The organism is Nocardia sp. NPDC059229 (assembly GCF_042754165.1).
Taxonomy (GTDB): domain Bacteria; phylum Actinomycetota; class Actinomycetes; order Mycobacteriales; family Mycobacteriaceae; genus Nocardia.
In genome coordinates this window covers 72,810-92,052 of the sequence record NZ_JBHZAK010000022.1, presented here as the reverse complement: position 1 = coordinate 92,052, position 19,243 = coordinate 72,810, and the positions used below count along the sequence as shown (strand labels likewise).

At 64.2% G+C, this 19,243-nt stretch carries 20 protein-coding genes and 1 pseudogene; 18 read left to right on the top strand and 3 right to left on the bottom strand.

Annotated elements, in window-relative coordinates:
* Nucleotides 1-1,582: 1,582 nt before the first annotated feature.
* The 10 genes and pseudogenes from ACFXHE_RS36035 to ACFXHE_RS35990 all read left to right on the top strand — a co-directional run bounded on the left by ACFXHE_RS36035 (nt 1,583) and on the right by ACFXHE_RS35990 (nt 9,587).
* Nucleotides 1,583-2,071, top strand: a complete 489-nt coding sequence (locus tag ACFXHE_RS36035; protein ID WP_379389141.1) for a hypothetical protein — start codon at nt 1,583-1,585, stop codon at nt 2,069-2,071.
* A gap of 212 nt (nt 2,072-2,283) precedes the next feature.
* A complete protein-coding gene (locus ACFXHE_RS36030; RefSeq protein ID WP_379389140.1) occupies nt 2,284-3,207 on the top strand; it encodes a ParA family protein in 924 nt (307 codons plus the stop codon).
* Nucleotides 3,208-3,885, top strand: coding sequence for a hypothetical protein (locus tag ACFXHE_RS36025; protein WP_379389139.1), 678 nt, complete (start codon nt 3,208-3,210; stop codon nt 3,883-3,885). It abuts the gene before it with no gap.
* Between the two features lie 1,206 nt (nt 3,886-5,091).
* Entirely contained in the window at nt 5,092-6,006 is a 915-nt protein-coding gene (locus ACFXHE_RS36020) for a replication protein RepA (RefSeq protein ID WP_379389138.1), read from the top strand.
* Between the two features lie 309 nt (nt 6,007-6,315).
* A complete protein-coding gene (locus ACFXHE_RS36015; protein WP_379389137.1) occupies nt 6,316-7,224 on the top strand; it encodes a replication protein RepA in 909 nt (302 codons plus the stop codon).
* Nucleotides 7,225-7,354: 130 nt separating this feature from the next.
* Nucleotides 7,355-7,645, top strand: coding sequence for a DUF4158 domain-containing protein (locus ACFXHE_RS36010; RefSeq protein ID WP_379389136.1), 291 nt, complete (start codon nt 7,355-7,357; stop codon nt 7,643-7,645).
* A pseudogene (locus ACFXHE_RS36005) lies at nt 7,591-7,779 on the top strand (Tn3 family transposase); the annotation flags it as partial. The gene ACFXHE_RS36010 and the pseudogene ACFXHE_RS36005, both read left to right, overlap by 55 nt.
* A gap of 67 nt (nt 7,780-7,846) precedes the next feature.
* The gene (locus ACFXHE_RS36000) at nt 7,847-8,017 is read left to right on the top strand and encodes a Tn3 family transposase (protein WP_379389135.1); all 171 of its coding nucleotides are present in this window, start codon (nt 7,847-7,849) and stop codon (nt 8,015-8,017) included.
* Nucleotides 7,980-8,114, top strand: coding sequence for a hypothetical protein (locus tag ACFXHE_RS35995; RefSeq protein ID WP_379389152.1), 135 nt, complete (start codon nt 7,980-7,982; stop codon nt 8,112-8,114). The genes ACFXHE_RS36000 and ACFXHE_RS35995 overlap by 38 nt, the downstream gene beginning before the upstream one ends.
* A 132-nt stretch (nt 8,115-8,246) precedes the next feature.
* Entirely contained in the window at nt 8,247-9,587 is a 1,341-nt protein-coding gene (locus tag ACFXHE_RS35990; RefSeq protein WP_379389134.1) for a 2OG-Fe(II) oxygenase, read from the top strand.
* Between the two features lie 257 nt (nt 9,588-9,844).
* Here ACFXHE_RS35990 and ACFXHE_RS35985 read toward each other — a convergent pair whose 3' ends face one another.
* The 3 genes from ACFXHE_RS35985 to ACFXHE_RS35975 all read right to left on the bottom strand — a co-directional run bounded on the left by ACFXHE_RS35985 (nt 9,845) and on the right by ACFXHE_RS35975 (nt 11,539).
* Entirely contained in the window at nt 9,845-10,174 is a 330-nt protein-coding gene (locus ACFXHE_RS35985) for a hypothetical protein (protein WP_379389133.1), read from the bottom strand.
* Nucleotides 10,175-10,244: 70 nt separating this feature from the next.
* A complete protein-coding gene (locus ACFXHE_RS35980; protein WP_379389151.1) occupies nt 10,245-10,469 on the bottom strand; it encodes an FAD-dependent oxidoreductase in 225 nt (74 codons plus the stop codon).
* A gap of 371 nt (nt 10,470-10,840) precedes the next feature.
* Nucleotides 10,841-11,539 carry a MerR family transcriptional regulator gene (locus ACFXHE_RS35975; protein WP_379389132.1) on the bottom strand — a complete coding sequence of 233 codons (699 nt, stop codon included), beginning with the start codon at nt 11,537-11,539 and terminating at the stop codon, nt 10,841-10,843.
* 267 nt (nt 11,540-11,806) lie between these two features.
* Here ACFXHE_RS35975 and ACFXHE_RS35970 point away from each other — a divergent pair, with 267 nt between their 5' ends.
* From ACFXHE_RS35970 to ACFXHE_RS35935, 8 genes are all read left to right on the top strand, one after another.
* The gene (locus ACFXHE_RS35970) at nt 11,807-12,253 is read left to right on the top strand and encodes a hypothetical protein (protein ID WP_379389131.1); all 447 of its coding nucleotides are present in this window, start codon (nt 11,807-11,809) and stop codon (nt 12,251-12,253) included.
* Nucleotides 12,254-12,303: 50 nt separating this feature from the next.
* On the top strand, nt 12,304-13,197 hold the full coding sequence (locus ACFXHE_RS35965) for an ROK family protein (RefSeq protein ID WP_379389130.1): 894 nt from the start codon (nt 12,304-12,306) through the stop codon (nt 13,195-13,197).
* A gap of 167 nt (nt 13,198-13,364) precedes the next feature.
* Nucleotides 13,365-14,585 (top strand): GAF domain-containing protein, encoded by a 1,221-nt coding sequence (locus ACFXHE_RS35960; RefSeq protein WP_379389129.1) that lies wholly within the window; start codon nt 13,365-13,367, stop codon nt 14,583-14,585.
* A 50-nt stretch (nt 14,586-14,635) separates the two neighbouring features.
* Nucleotides 14,636-15,586, top strand: coding sequence for a conjugal transfer protein (locus ACFXHE_RS35955; RefSeq protein ID WP_379389128.1), 951 nt, complete (start codon nt 14,636-14,638; stop codon nt 15,584-15,586).
* Between the two features lie 18 nt (nt 15,587-15,604).
* Complete coding sequence (locus ACFXHE_RS35950) at nt 15,605-15,871, top strand: hypothetical protein (protein ID WP_379389127.1); 267 nt, start codon at nt 15,605-15,607, stop codon at nt 15,869-15,871.
* Nucleotides 15,868-16,233: a hypothetical protein gene (locus ACFXHE_RS35945; RefSeq protein WP_379389126.1), complete on the top strand. Its 366-nt coding sequence runs from the start codon at nt 15,868-15,870 to the stop codon at nt 16,231-16,233. The genes ACFXHE_RS35950 and ACFXHE_RS35945 overlap by 4 nt, the downstream gene beginning before the upstream one ends.
* Nucleotides 16,230-16,721 carry a hypothetical protein gene (locus tag ACFXHE_RS35940; protein WP_379389125.1) on the top strand — a complete coding sequence of 164 codons (492 nt, stop codon included), beginning with the start codon at nt 16,230-16,232 and terminating at the stop codon, nt 16,719-16,721. The genes ACFXHE_RS35945 and ACFXHE_RS35940 overlap by 4 nt, the downstream gene beginning before the upstream one ends.
* A complete protein-coding gene (locus ACFXHE_RS35935) occupies nt 16,721-19,243 on the top strand; it encodes an ATP-binding protein (RefSeq protein WP_379389124.1) in 2,523 nt (840 codons plus the stop codon). Before ACFXHE_RS35940 ends, ACFXHE_RS35935 begins: the two co-directional genes overlap by 1 nt.

Below are 19,243 nucleotides of genomic sequence, written 5' to 3'. Positions count from 1 at the left end.
GCTGCCTGCCAACAGTATTCGGAGCCACGATCGCCGCCCACGTTCGGCATCGCATTCGGCCTTTCGATCCCCCGAGGTTTCCGGCGGATCGGCACGATGCACGGTGCATCTCGCCGCTATCGACAATCCACTGGGGTGCGGCGCACAAGACTTCGAATCGTGTCGGTAGTAGCCGCAGCACGGGTGTCAACACCGCCGTGGTTGCACGAGGGTCCGCGCATTGCGGTCAGAACCAGCTGCCACGCCGAACGCTTGACTCTGCCAGTCGTGCTCTGCCGATGGCTCATAGGATCCTTGTCCGCTCCCCCAGTCTGCTTCTACGCCATGCCCTCCGAAAGGCGCGTACCTATTCGGTGTTGCCGATGCCGGTACAAGACCGACGAGACGCACGGCAGATACAGTTGTCAGCGCGCACTCCCCGGGCACACGACATGTAAGCATGCTTCGATTTCCGACGAGTCCTCGTCTTCGAATCCTGTTGGCTGGGTAACGCGAATCCGCCGGTTCTCGGAGGTCTACGTCACTCCTGAGCGATGCGTACCGTTCGCGGTACCGATTCGCTTCGCTTCGCCTGAATCGATCCCGCCATTCAAGCCGAAAGGCGCAGCCTCGTCGTGGCCATGTGAACCCGGGGGCCGGGATGCTTCAGTAGCCGCCTCGTGAGGGCGGTTGAGCATCCGTGCGGGTGGCGCTGACCCAACTTCTGATCCCTGACACCGTCCATCAGGTCGGGCATTGATTTCGGGTTTCACGTTAGACTTCGCTGCAGCAACTACAGGACGAATACGTAACGCGGAGAGGAGGAGTCATGACGGAGCAGTATGCGACTGTGCACCTCCCGTCGGTGTCGATTCGCTCCTCCAGCGCCCGCAGACGCCCCCGATCCTGGCCTGGCGCGCAAGCTGATCTGGCGCTGAAAAATCGCTCCTGCCTGCGGGTTCATCTGCATACACGCAATCAGGCCGCCAGTGGAGCCATTGACTTGACCGTGGCTAACGTCGTACATGCGACAGCTTCGCAGACTGAATGTACGACGTTAGATGCGACGGTGCGTACGACGTTAGCAACGACAGTGCACTCGGACCCTCTGCGGGCCAGCAGATATGCGATGTTCAGTGCAGAATGCGCGATCGATCATCAGAACTGTCGACATGCCGCTAAGTTCACTTTGTCGCGGGTCTTCCGGACCGTTTCACACTGTGCCAAATGCATGACCGGTGTTGCGACCGCTTCAGTGGTCTTCAACTTAGCCTTTGATAGTTCCACTGGAAGCACTCCTGACATGGCCGCATCTCGAGTCAGGTTTGGCGCATCGAAACGGGTGCGTCAAAAGATCGTCGAACCTGGTCGTTTTACGGATGCCTATCAGGGCTTTTTACAGATTAGTTCAACACCCCTGTATGCGGTCTCGACATCTACGTGTCTTCAGACAGCGAGGAACGCTGTACAGAAGACTCCTGTATGGACAAGAGAATCAACCGTGACCACCGCCGGTCGAATGGCTATCCTTGTCGCATCATTTGATGGGACCGCTCCGGCGTACCGTTCGACACCAGCAACACCTCTACACAAGGTAGCTGGCTTGACCGTACCTACGAACAGCCCCTATGTGTTTTCAGAGACCGTCATTCGGGACGTCGATGATACTGCTGATACGAAGGTTGAGAAGGCCGACGAATCAGCCGTCAACATGGCGAGCGCCCAGTTCATCGAACATGTCATAGGTCATGTTGTTCATATGCCCGGAAAACCTGCGGTTCCTCGTGCGGCCAGCCATGCATGCCAACTTGGCGAATACGGTGCCTGTTTCACCCACCTTCCAATGACAGCACCCATGGACAGACGCGATGCATCTTCTCTCACCTCGCGTCCGCACCAACGAAAGATCGCTGATATACCCGGAAATCCGCCCTGCACACTTGAAGCAGACATGACGGTTCCAAAGAACGCTGTCGCTACCTTGGCAGAGACCCTGAAACCAACCGCTGGACAGGAGATCTCGAACGCTTCTGTCCGGACCAGCAACCCGATCTGTCCTGCGAGCATGAAGAAGGCGTCCTGCCGGTTCTGATGCGGGGGTGACACACCGGGCATTCGGATGATGGTGTCCACTGTCGCATCAACTTCCTGTTGATTGCTCAGACGCTGTGCTGAAGGGCAGATATGTTGCCTGGGATAGGGATTGACGATCTGATCGACCTCGTGACAGAACCGTCCGACGAGTCCGACACACCCCCTTCCGGTTGTTGTTCGTGAGGTGATCACTCGGGTAGCGTCGCTGGCGTGACAAGTACGCGTTTGCTGCCCGTTCCCCGCGCCGTGAGACGAACCATCTTGGTGGCCAATCAGAAGGGGGGAGTGGGCAAGTCGTCGATCGTCGCCGCCATCGCGGTGGCTGTCGCCAAACGGGGCAAACGAGTGCTCGTCGTCGACGCGGACCAGCAGGGCAACTGCACCATCCGCGATCTCGGCGTCAAGGGTTCCGACGAGGGCCGCTCCCTGGCCATGACTCTCCAGTACGGGTCCGCGCTCGAGCCGGTGCTCGATGTCCGCGAGGGCCTCGATGTGGTCTGCGGGGGAAAGCTTCTGGCCATGGCGGGCACCGTGGTGTCCAATGCTGAGCAGCACGGGATCGACCCTCGCCACAACCTGCTGACCGCGCTGGAGGCGCTGATCGAGTCGGGTCGCTATGACCTGGTGCTGATCGACTCGGGCCCGGGTGACCGTGGCGTCCTCGACCTGCTGTTGCAGGTGGTGAGCTGGCTCGTCGTGCCGACCAAGGAGGACGACGGCAGCATCGACGGCGCCGAGTTGCTGGCCCGCCGGTATCTGTGGGCCCGCAAGAACGGTGCGCTGGTCGAGTTGATGGGAATGATCCTTTTCGATTGCAATCCTCGTGCCGTGCGTCGCAACGAGGACACTCTCGGCAAGATCATGGATCTGCTGGACGGCACCGGAATTCAGCCCTTCCGGAGCTTCATCCGCCAGGACAAGGCGACCGCGCTCGACGCGCGAGCATTCCACCTGACCCCGGAAGAGCTGATCAACTTCACTCCTGCGAAGGCCGGAGAAAGCGCCGGCGGCGAGGACGGCCCGACCAAGCGATGGTCACGTGACACCGAGCCGCTGGCCTCGGACTATCAGGCATTGACCAAGGAAATACTCGTTCGCCTGGCTACCGGCGAACGCACGAAGGAGGCTGTGTAAATGAGCCGCAAAGGGGCTTTCAAGGCCGACGATCTCGACGACATCGACGATCTGCTCCCGCCGCCTCCACCCATCGCCGCGCCGGTCGCGCCCGTCCCTACGCCCGAAACTGTCCGCCTCGACCCCGTCGCGGCACCGACCGCGGCAAAGTCGACCCGCAAGGTCCCGGCCAAGGCCGCCGCCGAGACAGCGACTCCAAAGCGGCCGCGCCAGACCGCTGTTCGTGCCCGCGCCACTCAGTCCACGCCCGAGGCCCATGTCGCGGCCGTGGTCGCCGAGGCGCTACGCCAGGTGACCCACCGTGAGAAGCAGCAGCGTGGACGTGGACGCAGCTACGGCGAGGTGGTGCTCGACGCCATCGAGCAGTTCGAAACCGAGCTGCGAGACCATTTCGCGACCGCGGCCGCCGCACAACCCAAGGGACGGTTGTTTCAGCGCGTCGACCACTCTCGTCCGCGGCGGCGCCGTCATGCCGAACCCCCGGTGAAGATCCCGCTCGCCGGGATCATCGCCACCGACGTCGAATCGCTGGACACTTTGGCCGAGGAGTGGCATGCCGGCAGTCGCAGCGCCCTCGTGGACCAGGCGCTGAAGTTCTATCTTGCTGAGGAGATCGCTGAACTCGCCGGTGACGCCGAGGATTCCGAGACCTCAGCGGACAACTCGGCAGCGATCTGACCCGACTGCACAGCAAGGCCTTCGGGGCGTACGCCGCTTGGTGGTGCACGCCCCGAACCGGGGACCAAGCCGAGAACGGGCGGCGCGTCCGCGGTTGCAGTGATGACGTGCTGCGAAAGCGCTGTGGGGGTCGCCGGCGGTTGGTCATGAGGTGCGATCTTCGAACGGGGTCCGAAAAAACGAGCCGGGAAGAGGGTGGGTGTCCGGATCCTGGTTGCGGACAACGTTGCAGGACAACCGATTCCACCAAGATCAGGTGTGCGTGGACGGATCAGACGCTCGAAGAAGAATTTTTCACGGCTCGGACGGCCGGGACATTTGGGGGTGCGGCCGTGCGAGGTCTCTATCCACAGCCTCCACCACCCTACTACAGGAATCTCTTCTAGGAAAAGAACTACATGGGGCCGCGATTTATGGCGTGTCACCTGCGGAAATACTGTGTCGGTGTCCGCAAGTTATGCGCGCGGCGTCCGCAAGTTATGCGCGCGGTCCTGGGAAAACAGTCTCGGGCCTGTCCGCGAGATATGCGTGAACAGAGGCCTTTTCGGCCATGTTATCCACAGGCTGAGTCCCCACGCGTCCGCAGGATATGCGTGGATAACCACAGCGATCGGGTGTCCGCATCTTATGCGGAGCTACTCGCAATCGAGCGCGCATAAGGCGCGGACACGCCGGAGCAGAATCCGGTCGCAACCAGCACCGAGCTGTTCCAGCCCGGTGGCGTGACCCGTCATGGCCACGCATATCTCGCGGACACGAGTTATCCACCGTCCGCGAGATATGCGCACGCCTCGTCCCGATGTCCGCAAGGTATGCGCGGGCCGCGGTCGAGCGTCCGCAAGATATGCGTGCCGATCGTGGAGCGTCCGCAAGTTATGCGTATCGGGGTGAGTGGTCGGGCGAGGTGTACGCACCCGGCCGACGGACGTCCACAAGGTATGCGCAGCCGACCGCCGGTCAGCGCATGTCCGCAAGATATGCGTGTCCGGACCACTGTTCCAAGGGCCGGAATCCAGGCCCCTGACCGCGGCGGTGTCCGCAAGTTATGCGTGTCTGCCCGCACTGTGGTGGCGTGTTCACCAGCGGATGTCCGCAAGATATGCGCATTGGGCAGTGCGGAGAGGCTCCGCTACCGGGGGGAGAGAACCGAACACACGGGGCCGGGGTGAACTGGCAAATCCCGGCGTACGTGCAATGCTAGGGGCCATGCCGCGACCCAAAAGATCTCCTTTGGACATCGTGCGCGCTGCCGCCGAGGTGTGGGATGGTGAGCAGGAGGTCGGCTACCTGGCTCGTGTGTTCACCCAGACATCACTGCCGTACCGGGATCCGGGTGACGTGCCCGCCTGGGGACGGCGCAACGGCGACCTGTCGCTCACGGTGCAGCCGGGGATGACCACCGACGAGAACAACAAGCCGCAATCGATCGGTTACCCCTACGGCACGATGCCGCGCCTGATCCTGACCTTCCTGTCGACCGAGGCGGTCCGCACCGGATCCCAGGAGATCGTGCTCGGCGACAGCCTCACCGATTTCATGGGCTCGATGGGCCTGTCCGCGACCGGCGGGAAGAACGGGTCGCTGACCCGGATGCGTACCCAGTCGCACCGGCTGTTCAACGCGACCTTGACCATCGAGTACAAGGGCGACGCCAACCGGCGCATCGGTGCGAAACTCTATGTGGCCAGCGCCTACAACATCTGGTGCGGCAGCGACGACGAACAACCGTCGCTGTTCGCCTCGACGGTGCGGCTGAGCGATGAGTTCTTCCGCGAGGTGACCGCCCATCCGGTCCCCTTGGACATGAACGCGATCAAGGCGCTGGGCGGATCGGCGTTGCGCCTGGACATCTATGCCTGGTTGACCTACCGCATGTTCTCGGTGAAACGGGAAACCACGGTGCCGTGGGAGTCACTGATGGTGCAGTTCGGTTCCGCCGCCGACAGTTCCGATCGCCGCCGCCGTCACCAGTTCCGCCGCGATTTCACCGCCGCCCTCAAGCAGGTCGTGATTGTCTATCCGCAGGCCAATGTCGACACCACCGATGCGGGTGTGGTGCTGCGGCCCGGCCTTCCGCACATCCCGATGGCTCCCGGCTTCCGCGCGCTGGCGCGCCCCTGAATCGATGCGCCCGGGCCCTTCCCGGTGACGGTGTCAACTCGGCTGGACGAGAGGCGATTTCGACTCGTACCGGCGTTGCCGGTGTCCGGGGCGGTGATATCCCGACCGAACTCGGATCCGTCGTCGAGAGCGCGTTGCACCGGTACCTGTCGATGGCCGGCGTCACAGCTGTAGGAGGCACCTGCGCCGAGGCACGGCGGGCACGTGGTGTCTGGCCGCCATGGTGGTGCCCGATCTCCGCGAGATATGCGGGCGGGGCGGGGTATTCCAACGGCTGGGAAGTCTCGAAGCCCATGCGAAGCTAGGGCAGTGTCACGACCGAAACGCAGCCCGCTGGACATCGTGCGTGCTGCCGCCGAGGTGTGGGATGGCGAGCAAGAGGTCGGATATCTCGCCCGGGTGTTCACTCAGACCTCGCTGCCCTACCGCGACCCGGGTGACGTGCCCGCTTGGGGACGGCGCAACGGAGACTTGTCGCTCACCGTGCAGCCGGGCATGACCACCGACGCGAACAACAAGCCGCAGTCGATCGGCTATCCGTACGGGACGATGCCGCGGCTGATCCTGACCTTCCTGTCGACCGAAGCGGTGCGCACCGGCTCCCAGGACATTCTGCTCGGCAACAGCCTCACAGATTTCATGAATTCCATGGGGTTGACTGCGACCGGGGGGAAGAACGGATCGCTCACGCGCATGCGGAATCAGTCGCACCGCCTGTTCAACGCGACCTTGACCATCGAGTACAAGGGCGATGCGAATCGCAAGGTCGGTGCGAAACTGTACGTAGCCAGCGCGTACAACATCTGGTGTGGTGGCGAGGAGGAACAGTCGTCTGCCTCGACGGTGCACTTGAGCGATGAGTTCTTCCGTGAGGTGACCGCCCATCCGGTCCCGTTGGATATGAACGCGATCAAGGCCCTCGGCGGTTCAGCCCTGCGTCTGGACATCTACGCCTGGCTCACCTACCGCATGTTCTCGGTCAACCGCGCAACCACGGTGCCGTGGGAGTCGCTGATGGTGCAGTTCGGTTCGGCCGCCGAATCCAGCGATCGCCGCCGCCGTTATCAGTTCCGCCGCGACTTCACCGATGCACTCAACCAGGTCGTGACGGTGTACCCGCAGGCCAATGTCGAGCCCACCGATGCCGGCCTGGTGCTGCGCCCGGGCCTTCCGCACGTTCCGATGGTGCCGGGTTTCCGGACGCTGGCCCGCCTCTGAGCGGAGTCGCCGAGCGGCTGGCTCGGGAAGGCCGAGGTGATAGGGGGTCGAGGAACAGTTTCGCGAGATCCGGCGCTAGCGATCCTGATGCGGGTGAACGGGGTTGGCCGGTAGGTGATTTCGTGTCGCGGTGACGGATGAGGGTTACGGCCGGTTCGGGTCGTATACGCGGGTTGAGCTGGAGAGATTTTTCTATATCGATGATGAGGACCGGCGGTTGATCGCGGGCCGGCGGCGTGACTACAACCGCCTTGGATTCGCGCTTCAGATGGTGACGGTCCGTCACTTGGGCATGTTCCTGGTCGATCCCCTGGATGTGCCGACGGAGGTGGCGACGTCGACAAGATCGCCACGCACTGGCAGGACATGTGCCGGGTGGCGGTGTCGATCCACTCCGGTGAGGTCTCCGGTCACGACGTGACCCGCATGATTTCCCGCGATGGGCGCCCGACTCCGCTGGGGGAGGCGATCGCGCACTACGGCCGGATTTTCAAGACTCTGCACATCCTGCGGCTGGCCGACGACGAACCCTACCGGCGCGAAGGCAAAGCCCAGGCCAACCTCGTCGAAGGCCGCCACGACCTGGCGCGGCGGATCTACCACGGCCGCAAAGGGGGAAATGGTGCGCACCTACTACGAGGGCATGGAAGACCAGCTCTCCGCGCTCGGGCTGGTGCTCAACTGTCTCGCGCTGTGGAACACCGTCTACAGCGACCGCGCCCTGGAACAGCTTCGCGCACAGGACTATCCGGTCCGTGAGGAGGACGCTGCCCGGTTGTCCGTTCATCCGTAGCCACATCGGCATCGACGGGCACTACGCCTTCCACCTGCCCGACCTAGGCGGAACGCACCGGCCGCTACGTGATCCCGACGCCCGCGACGACGAGTGACACCTGACCGGCGTAGACCGGCCCGGGGTCCGGCCGACTCTCAGTCCCCGATGTTCCCGCATTCGGGGACTGGATCGTCGATGGGCCCTGAGAGGATGCTCCGCGAACGTTGTTGAACATGGGGAGAAGTGCATGACGGACAAGACTTTACGGGTGATCGGCGAGCTCATGGGTTCGGCGCCGTCGGCGGGTTCATTTGCTGCGCGGCGGACGGGCTCGGCGGAGAACCTGGCGATCGAGGTAGATGGGGTGGGGCCGATCCGGTTGCCGGTGACGCCGGCTCAGGCGCGGCGACTGTGCGAGGTCGCGCGGCCGGCGCGGTATGGTCTGCGCGAGCAGACCCTATTGGACGCGAACGTGCGCGACACCTGGGAGGTTCCGCAGGACCGCGTAACGATCGACGAACGGCAGTGGCGCGAGACGTTGCTGCCCATGCTGGACATACTGCGGGCCGAGCTGGGTCTGGCGCCGGACTGCGAGTTGTCGGCGGAGCTGCATTCGATGCTGGTGTATGAGCCGGGACAATTCTTTCAGCGCCACCAGGATTCGGAGAAGGCCGACGGCATGATCGGCACGCTGGTGGTGACGCTGCCTTCGACGTTCACCGGCGGGGAGCTGGTGATCGAGCAGCAGGGGACGAAGGTCACCGACCAGGGTTCACCGCAGGAGCTGTCGTTCGTCGCGTTCTATGGCGACTGCGAGCATGAGGTGCTGCCGGTCACCGACGGCTTCCGGATAACGCTGACCTACAACCTGGTGGCGAAGGGGCGCACCGGCCCGGACGCCGCTGCGTTCGCCACGCATCCGTCGGTCGCATTACTGGCCGAGCAGTTGCGCGCGCATTTCACCACACCGATGGAGTCTTTCCACGACCAGCCGGAGAAACGCCCACCTCATCGACTCGTCTACCTGCTGGATCATCAGTATTCCCAGCAGGGATTCGGGTGGGATCAGCTCAAGGGCGGCGATGCTGCCCGTACCGGGATGATGCTCGCCGCGGCCGAACTCGCGGGATGCGACACGTCGCTGGCGCTCGCGGAGGCCGAGGACTCCTACGACGAGGAGGAATACAGCTCGATGATCTATCGTCAGCGTTGGGAGCGCGTCGAAGATGGGTGGAAATGCGTCGAAAGCTCTGAGGTGGACTTCGATGACGACGGGGAAATGGTGGATCCTGTGCCGGATGACCCGGAGAGCTTTCCGGTGCGCTCCAGCCTTCCTTTGGTCCCAGGATCGGAAGATCTCGGCGAGCTGCGCGAGTCGACCATCACATTGACCTGGCTGATCGACCGGTCAGGGACGGCCGGTGAGCCCGCTGAGCCGTATGTCCTGGACGAGGAGTTGTGCACGGGCGAATCCGAGTCGACGCTGGAGCCGTTCGCGTCGGAAATCGAGGGTTACATGGGCAATCAAGGAAACACCGCCAATTTCTGGTACAGGCGCGCGGCGATCATCATCCGGCCCCGTCAATAGAACGGCCCGGCAAGCAATCCCCGGCGTCAACCGTCGACGCGGGACGACCTGTCAGCCACAGGCTGACGAGTCGGCGGGTTGCCTCTGCCGCTGTTTGATCGGAGCAAGTCAGGTCAGCCCCGGAAGATCGACGACAGCACCTGACACGACCCGGGCGGCGAGTCGCGTCGACCGGCGATACGGGCGGTCCGCGCACTTGACTGGATGACCTCGGAGCCGTAAGCGTCGCACTGATCGGAGCGTCCCTTCGAGCTGGATCAGCGCCCCCACCGCCGTGCGGCCGGGTCGCTGTCGGCTTGATAACGGCGCAGCCCTTCGTCGGACACCCGCGCGGATTTGGCAAGGCTGCGCACAGAGGTATGACCCGACAGCTTCATCAGCACCGGCGTTGACGCGCCCTCATTGCGGGCCACCGAGGGCCGCGCTTTGCGGTCGGTGAGAAACAGCGGACCGGATGTGCGGCCGGCCAGCAGCCGCGGCAACAACCGCGCGGTCCCCGTCTGCCACGCGATGACCTCCCGCGCCCCGCCCTTGCGAGTCACCACCGCACACCGGTTCACCGTATCGAGATCCGGCACATCCAGCATCAACACCTCCTCGGCACGCGCCGAGGACTCGTAGGGTCTTCCCGGTACAGGGCCAGCGATTCCCGCATCCTCACCCCGGCGTCTCCCGCGCGGCCAGTGCCTCCAAATACTCGAATGTTTCAGCACCCCAAGCGCGCACTCGCTCCGTCGGCCCAGCAGCCGTGGGGAACCACACGGCCGCAGAGAGGAAAGACGTTGTGGCTGTGATTGGTTCGTCGCTGGTAATGGTGACTTCATGCCGCCCGCGCAGCAACTCCGCGGCGGTGCCGAGGCCCGATATCCCTGAACCGATCACAATCACCCGCACGGCGACGAGTGTCCCTGTCTTTCACCGCGGTTGCGTACACCGGTGTCGAAAGGCCGTGAGTTCGCATCCGATGCGATTCGCCCAGGAAAGGGATACCGGAGAGCTTCTCACCAGACCGCCCGTGCACCCCACAGAGCATCTCTTCGAGAGACGGGTCGAACGTCAATATCTTCGGAATCGATGCCACCAAAGGCTTTCGAGCTCGTCGTCGCCCTGCCCCCAATGCAGAGGGCATGCACTCGCCATCTCCTTGCTCTACCATCCATTCAAGGACAGGGGGGCTGTAGGAGAAAGCGTACGTGTTGTTCTCGGTGTGGATGAGGCTCGTCGGTTTCAGCTTCGATCCCACCGTGACGGGACTACGGCAGGTGCTGGCCGAGGGATCCGTCCAGTGGCGAGGGCGGCTCTTCCGTGCGGCACAACGCCTGATCGAGCAACTCGGCAATCGCACGGGTCGTCATCAGCCGGCCAATCGCCAGGTTCGTCTCGAAGGTGGTGCGGTCCTTCGGTCCTCGCTCGGATTCCGCATATGCTTTGCCCGCCAGCGGATACAACAGCGCTTCGGCATACCGCTCCACAAGTCGATCACAGTCGAAGCGCAGCCGCTCGACCAGTTCCACTGCGGCCGATACGGCCAGGCCCGCATCGACGAGTCGGGTTGCCAGATCACAACACCGCGGGTTCGACAGCCGGTAATCATTGAGTGGATCACCACTGGAAGCGAGTGCCCTTCTCAGGTAGTCGGGCAGGTCGGGGGAGGGCTCGGAGATTTGCGGCGTCACCGGTTCTCCGCTCTCGGGCTGGTCGGTGACGCCCAGAATGTCGGCCAGTCCGTCACCGCGGTCCCAGGCATCCAACAGCTCACGGATGCCGTTGAGCTTCATCCCGCGGCTGAGCAATCGGCTGATGGTCTGCAGTCGGTCGAGATGGTTGTGTCCGTAGTAACCTATGCGTCCGCGAACATCGGGTGAGGGTAGGAGCCCGCGTTCGTGGTACACGCGGACACTGCGCACGGTAGTGTCCGCTGCCCGCGCGAGTTCATCGATCGTGTACTCCACTGTTGTGCTCGTCCTCGGGATCAAGTCTGCAGGTTCACGACGACACGGAGCTAACGCGCCGTCGTTCAACGATGCAACAGAACTGCGCCCAAGTCAATGTCCCGTTACATAACGGGAAAAACCTTGCGGGGTCCGGCGGGTCTCCGTTAACGTGCGAATTGCCGGCCATGGCAGCCGGTTTCCGGGGACTGTAGAGCAGCCCTGACGCCCGTCCGATCAGTGGGGCACTCCAAAGCCTTTGTGCCCTCGCATCATCCGGAGACGGCTATGAGCTTCACCAATGCCCCTGTACTGGACAGGGCTACCCGTGCGACCAAGGCGACCAACAGCCCGGTCCGGTCCAATCGACCGCCGTGTGCGGAGGGGCCGAACGACTGGGACCTGGATATCGGCACACCAGATGCGTGGCGTGCCGCGGTCGAGGTCTGCCGCAGCTGCCCCCTGCTGACCGAGTGCGCGCAACTGGCGCAGGGATTCATCGATCGCGGCGACGCACCGCGCTCGATGATCTGGGCGGGGGTGCCCTACGACAACTCCGGGAAGATCGTCGAGAACCTGGATCGGCACCGCATCGCACCCTTCGATCGGAAGCGGCCCATGCGGATCATCCGCACCAGCCCCAGCCCCTCACACCACGAACTGGTGTCGTCGGCTCCACGCCGCCACCTGGTACTCGGTCAACAGCTCCGCCCGACCGGTACCGATGGCGGATAAGCCAGGGGGCGGACCCGATTCGATGAAATTCCTTCTATCAGAGGCGATTCATGACCTTGCTGGCACTGGCAATCGGTGACGGTCAATTCGCCGCCGCCCAGGTCGCGGCCGGCGCCGACGACGATCGGATCGGCCGGATCCCCCAGCCGCCCCGGGATGCCTGGCCCGCCTGCCGGGACCTGCTGCTGGACAGGGCGGCGGGTACCAGCGTCAGCGCGGTGGGCATCGCGTGCAGCGGACCGATCGATATGGCGACCGGAGTGGTGGCACCGATCGAGATCCCCGAATGGCGCACCGGATTCGGGATCGTGGAGGCGGTGCGCAAGACCTTCCCCAGTGCGGAGGTGAACCTGGCTCTGGACGGTGTGTGCCTGGCCTTCGCAGAGCGGAGTTTCGGAACGTCGCGAGATACCGTGGATTCGGTGGTGATCTCGGCATCCACCCACATCAGCGGTGGGCTTCTGATCGGTGGGTACACCGTCGTGGGCCGCACGGGCAACGCCGGAAATCTCGGTCATACCCTGGTTCCGGGCTTCGACGAGCCCTGCGAATGCGGCGGGAGGGGCTGTCTCGACGCCGTGGCCGGTGGTGCCGCCCTGCTGCGATGGGCTCGTACGCAAGGCTGGCGGGGAGACTCGGCGACCGAATTGGTCCGCGCGGCCGACCAAGGTGACCACATCGCCCTCGCCGCCGCCGACAGAGCCGGCACCGCGCTCGGCCGTGCGATCGCGTCGGTCGCAGTCCTCCTCGACGTCGACCTGGTCATTGTCGGCGGCAGCCTGGCGCTACCCGGGAGCGCGCTATGGCGACCGCTCGGCAAGGCGGTCGCCGAGCACGCGAAACAGTCCTACTTGACGACGCTGCGAGTGGTTCCCTCCACGCTGGGCGAGGACGGTGTGCTGGTCGGGGCCGGCGTGATCGCGGTGATGAGCGGGTCGCGTTGAGGCGCGGGTCGGGGCGGTCATCGCTCGGTGGTCACTTGGGCGTTGCCAGATATCGCTCCCGACCGGCACAACGAAAGCTCGTTGAATGAGCCGCTAGATAACGGTACATTGAGTTCGAGCCTCTCTGTGGGGCTCGAATCCTCAGAACGGCTGGTACGGCGGGAACGATGCAGGACAGCGCGGTGATTCCATGGGTAACGGCGGAGATCCTCACGCCCGACGCCATCTCGGTGGCCTCGGTCGGAGGCGTGCCGCGCGGCTTCGCTGGATGGCAGCGAGTATTGCAGCGGCAACTGGCCAAGACTCCGGCCCTGTACGACGGGGTGACGACCTCGTCGCTGACCGACGCCGTCCAGGTCGCTCGCGAATTGGCCCAGGACGTCGACCTCAGGATTCCCACCAAGTCCGGACCCCACGCGCTGCACATCAGGCCGGTGCTCGGTCCCAACCACGATGTGCATGCCATACGACTGTGGATGGGTCCGGCCAGAGCGTCTGTGCCGCAACCCGGATCCGCGATCGGCGCCATTTGGGACCTCGAATCCCAGACGATCGCCGTGCCCAGCGGTTTCGCGGAACTCACCGGAATCTCCCCGGCGGAATTCGCGCCGCGGATATCCATCGCCGAGCTGTTTCAGTACTTCTCGGGACTCGATCGCCACATCGAGGTTCTCGATCTCCTCGCTGATCCCAGACCTGGCGCGAAACTCCAGTTCGTGGGGTCGGTTTCGCGGGGCGCCGGCCACACCGGCCGCTGGTGCGTGACGATCCGTGCCCGCAACGAGGAGCATGGTCGCGGTGCCTGGTTGCTCATCGAGGATGTCACCACCGGCCAAACGGGCGATCAGTGGCCGGGCCTCGAATACGTCGGCCTGCGGGAGGCGCACCGCCGAGCCGGTACCCACGTCGCGGTGATTCACCTCGAGCACGCCGGGATATCGCACTGGCTCACAGACCCGGCGCCATGGATCCGGTGGGATTATCTGTTCCAGCCCGGCGATGTCATCCACCCCGACGAACGAGCTCATCTCGCGGAGATGGCCGATCATGTTCGTGCCGGGCACACGGTCCGGGCGACGGTGCGCACCCTCGACTACACCGGGGGCTACACCCCGAGCTCGGTGGTGATCTACCCCTATCCCGGGTACTCCAAACAGCCCTTGGCCCTGGTCCAGTTCGACGCGATCGGCGACGCGGCATCCATGCCCGAACTCGCTGTGGTCGGAACTGGAAATAGTTGTTATTCGCAGCCGGTCGGATACGACGAACAATTACGGCATCGAGTTGCGGAACGAATGCGGCGAACTCCCGTGCACTGGCGTTTTCCCAACTGTGGGGACACAGTTGAATTGGATTCAACCGCCGGTTCTCTACCATTTCGAGAGTGAATACCAGAGGCGGCAGGCGAGCGGAATCCGGTGAGGCTCTGCTCCGGAGGATGTCCGTGCGTCGCCGCCGTGAGAACATCATCGTGGCCGTGCTGGCATCGCTCGCGGTGCTCGGCGGCGGTCACGCCATACTGGACGCGTTTTCCACACCTCCGCCCGGACCCTCGGACAGCTCGACGATTTCGCTCATCGGACGCGAACGGCTCGCCGAATGGTTCGCCCGGGAATTCATCGTCGTCTACCTCGGCGCCTCCGCCGGCCAGCAGGACAAGATCGCCGAATTCGTCGGCGGTACCGGACAGGTCGTGCTGCCGGCGAGTGCTCGGCAGGTGGTCGACCCGACCGTCGTGTACGCGACGCGGAGTGTGTCGAACGGCGACATCGATGTCTGGACCGTGACCGTCTCCGTGCGAGTCGCCAAACGGCCCGGGTCCACCGACGATGCCCGCCAGTTCTACCGGGTCGCGGTATCGGTGGTGGGCGGGCGGCTCCGAGCGCTGTCGCTGCCGGCCGTGGTGGAGCCGCCGGCCCACGGCTCGGACCTGGTTCTGGACTACGCGACCTCGTGCACGCAAGGCACCCCGCTCGCGGAGGTAGCGGGCGGATTCCTGCAGGCGATGTTGACCGGTTCCGGTGACATAACCCGTTATGTCACAACCGATTCCGGGATCTCCGCGCTGAGGCCCGCACCGTTCACCACCGTGGAAACCGCCGCGGTCAGCGCCGACGATTCGGGATGCGGCGCCACCACCGATCGAGCCCGCGTGCTCGCGACCGTCAACCTCAAGACCGACGGCGGCGCGGCACCGGCTCTGACCTACCCCTTGACCATGGTCCGTGAAGCCGGTCAGTGGCAGGTGCAGGCGATGGATCCCGTTCCCGCTCTTCGGTCTCCGCTCCAAGTCGCCACCGATCAGGGTCGCGAAACCTCCCCGCCGTCCGCCTCGGCGACGCGGCCACCCTCGAGCGCGGTGCGGATTCCGCCGCCGACGCAGAAATGATCGGGAAAGGAATTCCTTATGGGTACCAATATAGAGTCCATTCTCTACCTGATACTCCAAGCGGTTCGATACATCGGCATCCTGATCCTGATCATCTCCAGCATGGCGATACTCGTCTCCGAGGCCGCGAAGAATAAACTCTCGCCCAGTAAAATTCTGACCGTCGTCGGATCCGCGATCATTGCCGCACTGCTGTTCTGGGTACTGCCCAACCTGATCTATTACGCGAGGTCGGACACCGGAAGGATCGTCCCGGACCGCCAGATCGGCCAATATGGGCGATGAGTCAGGTGATCATCAAGGTCTTCACCCCGGTGAAGCGTGTCCCGTATTTCATCAGCCCGCTCGACTACGGCTTGCGCAAGTCCAAGGAATTTCCTATGGGTACCAATATAGAGTCCATTCTCTTTCTGATACTCCAGGCGGTTCGATACATCGGCATCCTGATCCTGATCATCTCCAGCATGGCGATACTCGTCTCCGAGGCTGCGGCCAATAAACTCTCGCCCAGCAAAATTCTGACCGTCGTCGGATCCGCGATCATTGCCGCACTGCTGTTCTGGGTACTGCCCAACCTGATCTATTACGCGAGGTCGGACACCGGCAGGATCGTCCCGGACCGCCAGATCGGCCAATACGGGCGATGAGTCAAGTAACCATCAAGGTCTTCACCCCGGTGAAGCGTGTCCCGACCATGATCGGGAAGGCGCAGAACGGGCAGAAGCTGCCGTTCGGTCCCTATACTCTCCCGCAGGTCGCGGTGGCCGCGGTGCTGCTGGTGGTGACCTCGATAGGCTGTATGTCGCTACCGGCCAATCCGGCCATCATCTTCATCGCGGGCCTGGTGATCACCGTGGTGACGGTTTTCGCCATCGGGCTCATCCCCTATACGGGCGTTCGCCTGACCTCGCGGGTCGTGTGGATCGGCCGCTTGATCGTGTCGCGAAAGCCGGTGTCCGCCTCCGGTATGCCGGTCGACGCGGCCTCTGCCGGCAACACCTTGTTCATCGAAGAATCCGTGGTCGTCATCCTGCCTTCCGTCGCAGCGATCGAGCCACCCTCCGGGCGCTCCGGGGTCCCACTGCTGGAAAGGCTTGTGGGCGACCGTAACCCGATGACAGAAGGCAGGCTTTGATGGGTTTCGATCGTGATCTGCAACCGACCGCGGCAATCAGGGGCCACCTCCAGTTCACCCACGCGGGCTTGGTCACCGCCACGTATTTCATCAGCCCGCTCGGCTACGGCTTGCGCAAGTCCAGCGATAAGTACGAGGTCAAGGCGGCCCATCACGCACTGATCAACAGCTTGCCCAGCGGGTCGCTGCTGCTCGGGATCCAAGCCGGCCTCAACACCCGGGACGTGCTGAGCAAAATGGTGGAGGGTGTCGACCTCGACGACTGCGAGGCCTACGCCGTCGAGGTGGTCGCGGCGTTCGAGCGGGTGCGGGCCATCCGGCCCCAGACCCGCATGTTCCTGCTGTCCATACCGGTCGGCTCGACGAATCCCGGGGTGTCGTCCCTGTCGCGGCTGTGGCGTGGCGGCACCGCGTCCGCCGATGCCGCCGCGATCGCACGCGCGGACCTCGAGGCCTATGAATCGAAGGCGAACGAGATCCTGTCGCGGATCGGCGGGGACTTCGACCCGGTCCCGGTCCCCGCCGCGCTGTTCCAATGGCTGTGGGAGCACTACCTTTCCCGGGGCGCCGACGGTGATCCGGTCGCACCGACCCGGGAGGGGGTGCTCGACGACGCGACCGCGGCGGTGTTCCGCTCCGCCGCGCTCGACGAAGGGGCGCGAGCCGACAGCGGCCGGCGCCTGCGCCCCTCGTTCGTCCCGGTGATCAAGGTTGTCCAACCCGATAGCGACCTCCCGCCCTCGTATCAGGCCATGCTCACCCCGCACTCGTTTCCCTACTCGGGCATGGCTTTTCCCGGCGGCAGCGAATTCCTCAACGTACTGGAGGGATTGGCCGCCGAGGTCACCGTCGACTGGGGAATCCGGGTATCGACCAGACCCGCCGATCAGGTGCTGAAGAACAACGAGACGAATCTGCGGCGGCTCGGTGAGCAGATGGACCAGCGGGATCAGGAAGTGTCGTTCGCGCACAACACCCTGATGTCGAAAGCGCAGATGCTCGGCGAGTACAACAATCACTTCGAGGTCAACGGTGGCGAATCGGAGGTCTCCTTCACCACCGTGATCGCCGTGGGCGGCCGCGACAGGGAGGCGACCATGGACGCGGTCAATACCCTCAAACGCCGGTACAAGCGGTTTCAGGTCGACCTCACCGCACCGCTCGGCGCGCAGCTCGATCTCTGGTCGATGCTGGTGCCCGGCAGTCCGTCGCGGCGCGCCTTCGACGACTTCGCCCACATCGTGCCCTCGGACATGTGGGCCGGTTTCGTGCCGTTCACCAGCAGCCAGGTCGGCGACGACAGCGGTCCGGTGATCGGGGTCAACCTGATGTCGGGGCATTTCGAGCCCATCCATTTCGGCATCATGGAGGCCGCGCTGCACGACCTGTCCGCCTCGTTCGCGGTCACCGGCGAACTGGGTTCCGGCAAGTCGTATCTGCTGAAACTCGTTGCGGCGCTGGTGAACGATATGGGCGGCCAGTTCCTGGCCATCGATCGCAGTCAGGTCGGGGAGTGGGAGCATTTCGCCAGGGCCATCGACGACGCGGTCGTCATCGATCTGGCCAACCCGACGGTCTCGCTGGACCCGCTGCGCCTGTTCGCACCGCAGGTGGCCGGCGAACGAACCCTCGATTCCATTCTGCCGCTGCTGGATCTGTCGCCGACCTCGGGCGCGGGCGCCGCGGCCAGCGCCCTGCTGACCGCTCGCGGCATCGCCGAACACCGCATCGCGTCGCTGCTGGATCTCTACCATGTAGTGCGGCGCCTGCGCGACGAGCCGGGCGCCAATCCCGAATACGGTGATCTGGCAGCGCGTTTGGGCACCGTCGCCGATCGCGTTCCGGTGTTGTTCGATCCGCAGTTGCCGTCCCTGCGACTCGACGCCGCCGCGACAGTCATCCGGAGCCACAATGTCGCCCTGCCGACCGCGGAGGAACTCACCACTCCGCATCTCTACAACCGGCTGCCCTTGACCAAACGGCTGGGTACCGCCCTCTACGAACTCGTCGGGGTGGCCGCGCGGGAGGCCTTTCTCAGCGATAACGGGCGATTCGGCCTGCTGGTGGGGGACGAGGCGCACCACTTCACCCAAACGCAGGTCGGCGCGGCGGTCACGTCGGATTTCAGTCGAGACGGCCGAAAACACCTCGCGGCCATCGCGTTGGCCTCGCACGACCCGGCCACCGACTTCCAAGGTGCCGCCCACAATCTGATCCCGAACCGGTTCGTCTTCCGTCAGCGTGACGAAACTCTGGCACGTAACAGTCTGGAATGGCTCGGGGTCGATCTCGACGAGGCACCGTATCTCTTGCAGGTGCTGCGGGAGGAAACCTCGCCGCCGGTCGGTGTCGGTCGGCAGGTGCCCGAGGAGCGCCGCGGCGAGATGTTCATGCGCGACGCGCTCAATCGCATCGGCCGCGGCAAGGTGCTGGGTCCCGCACGGCCCGACCGGGCGGCCGCCATCACCAGTACGCCGGGGATATCACGGGCGGGTACGGCCGGTCGGCGAGCGGCGGGGTGA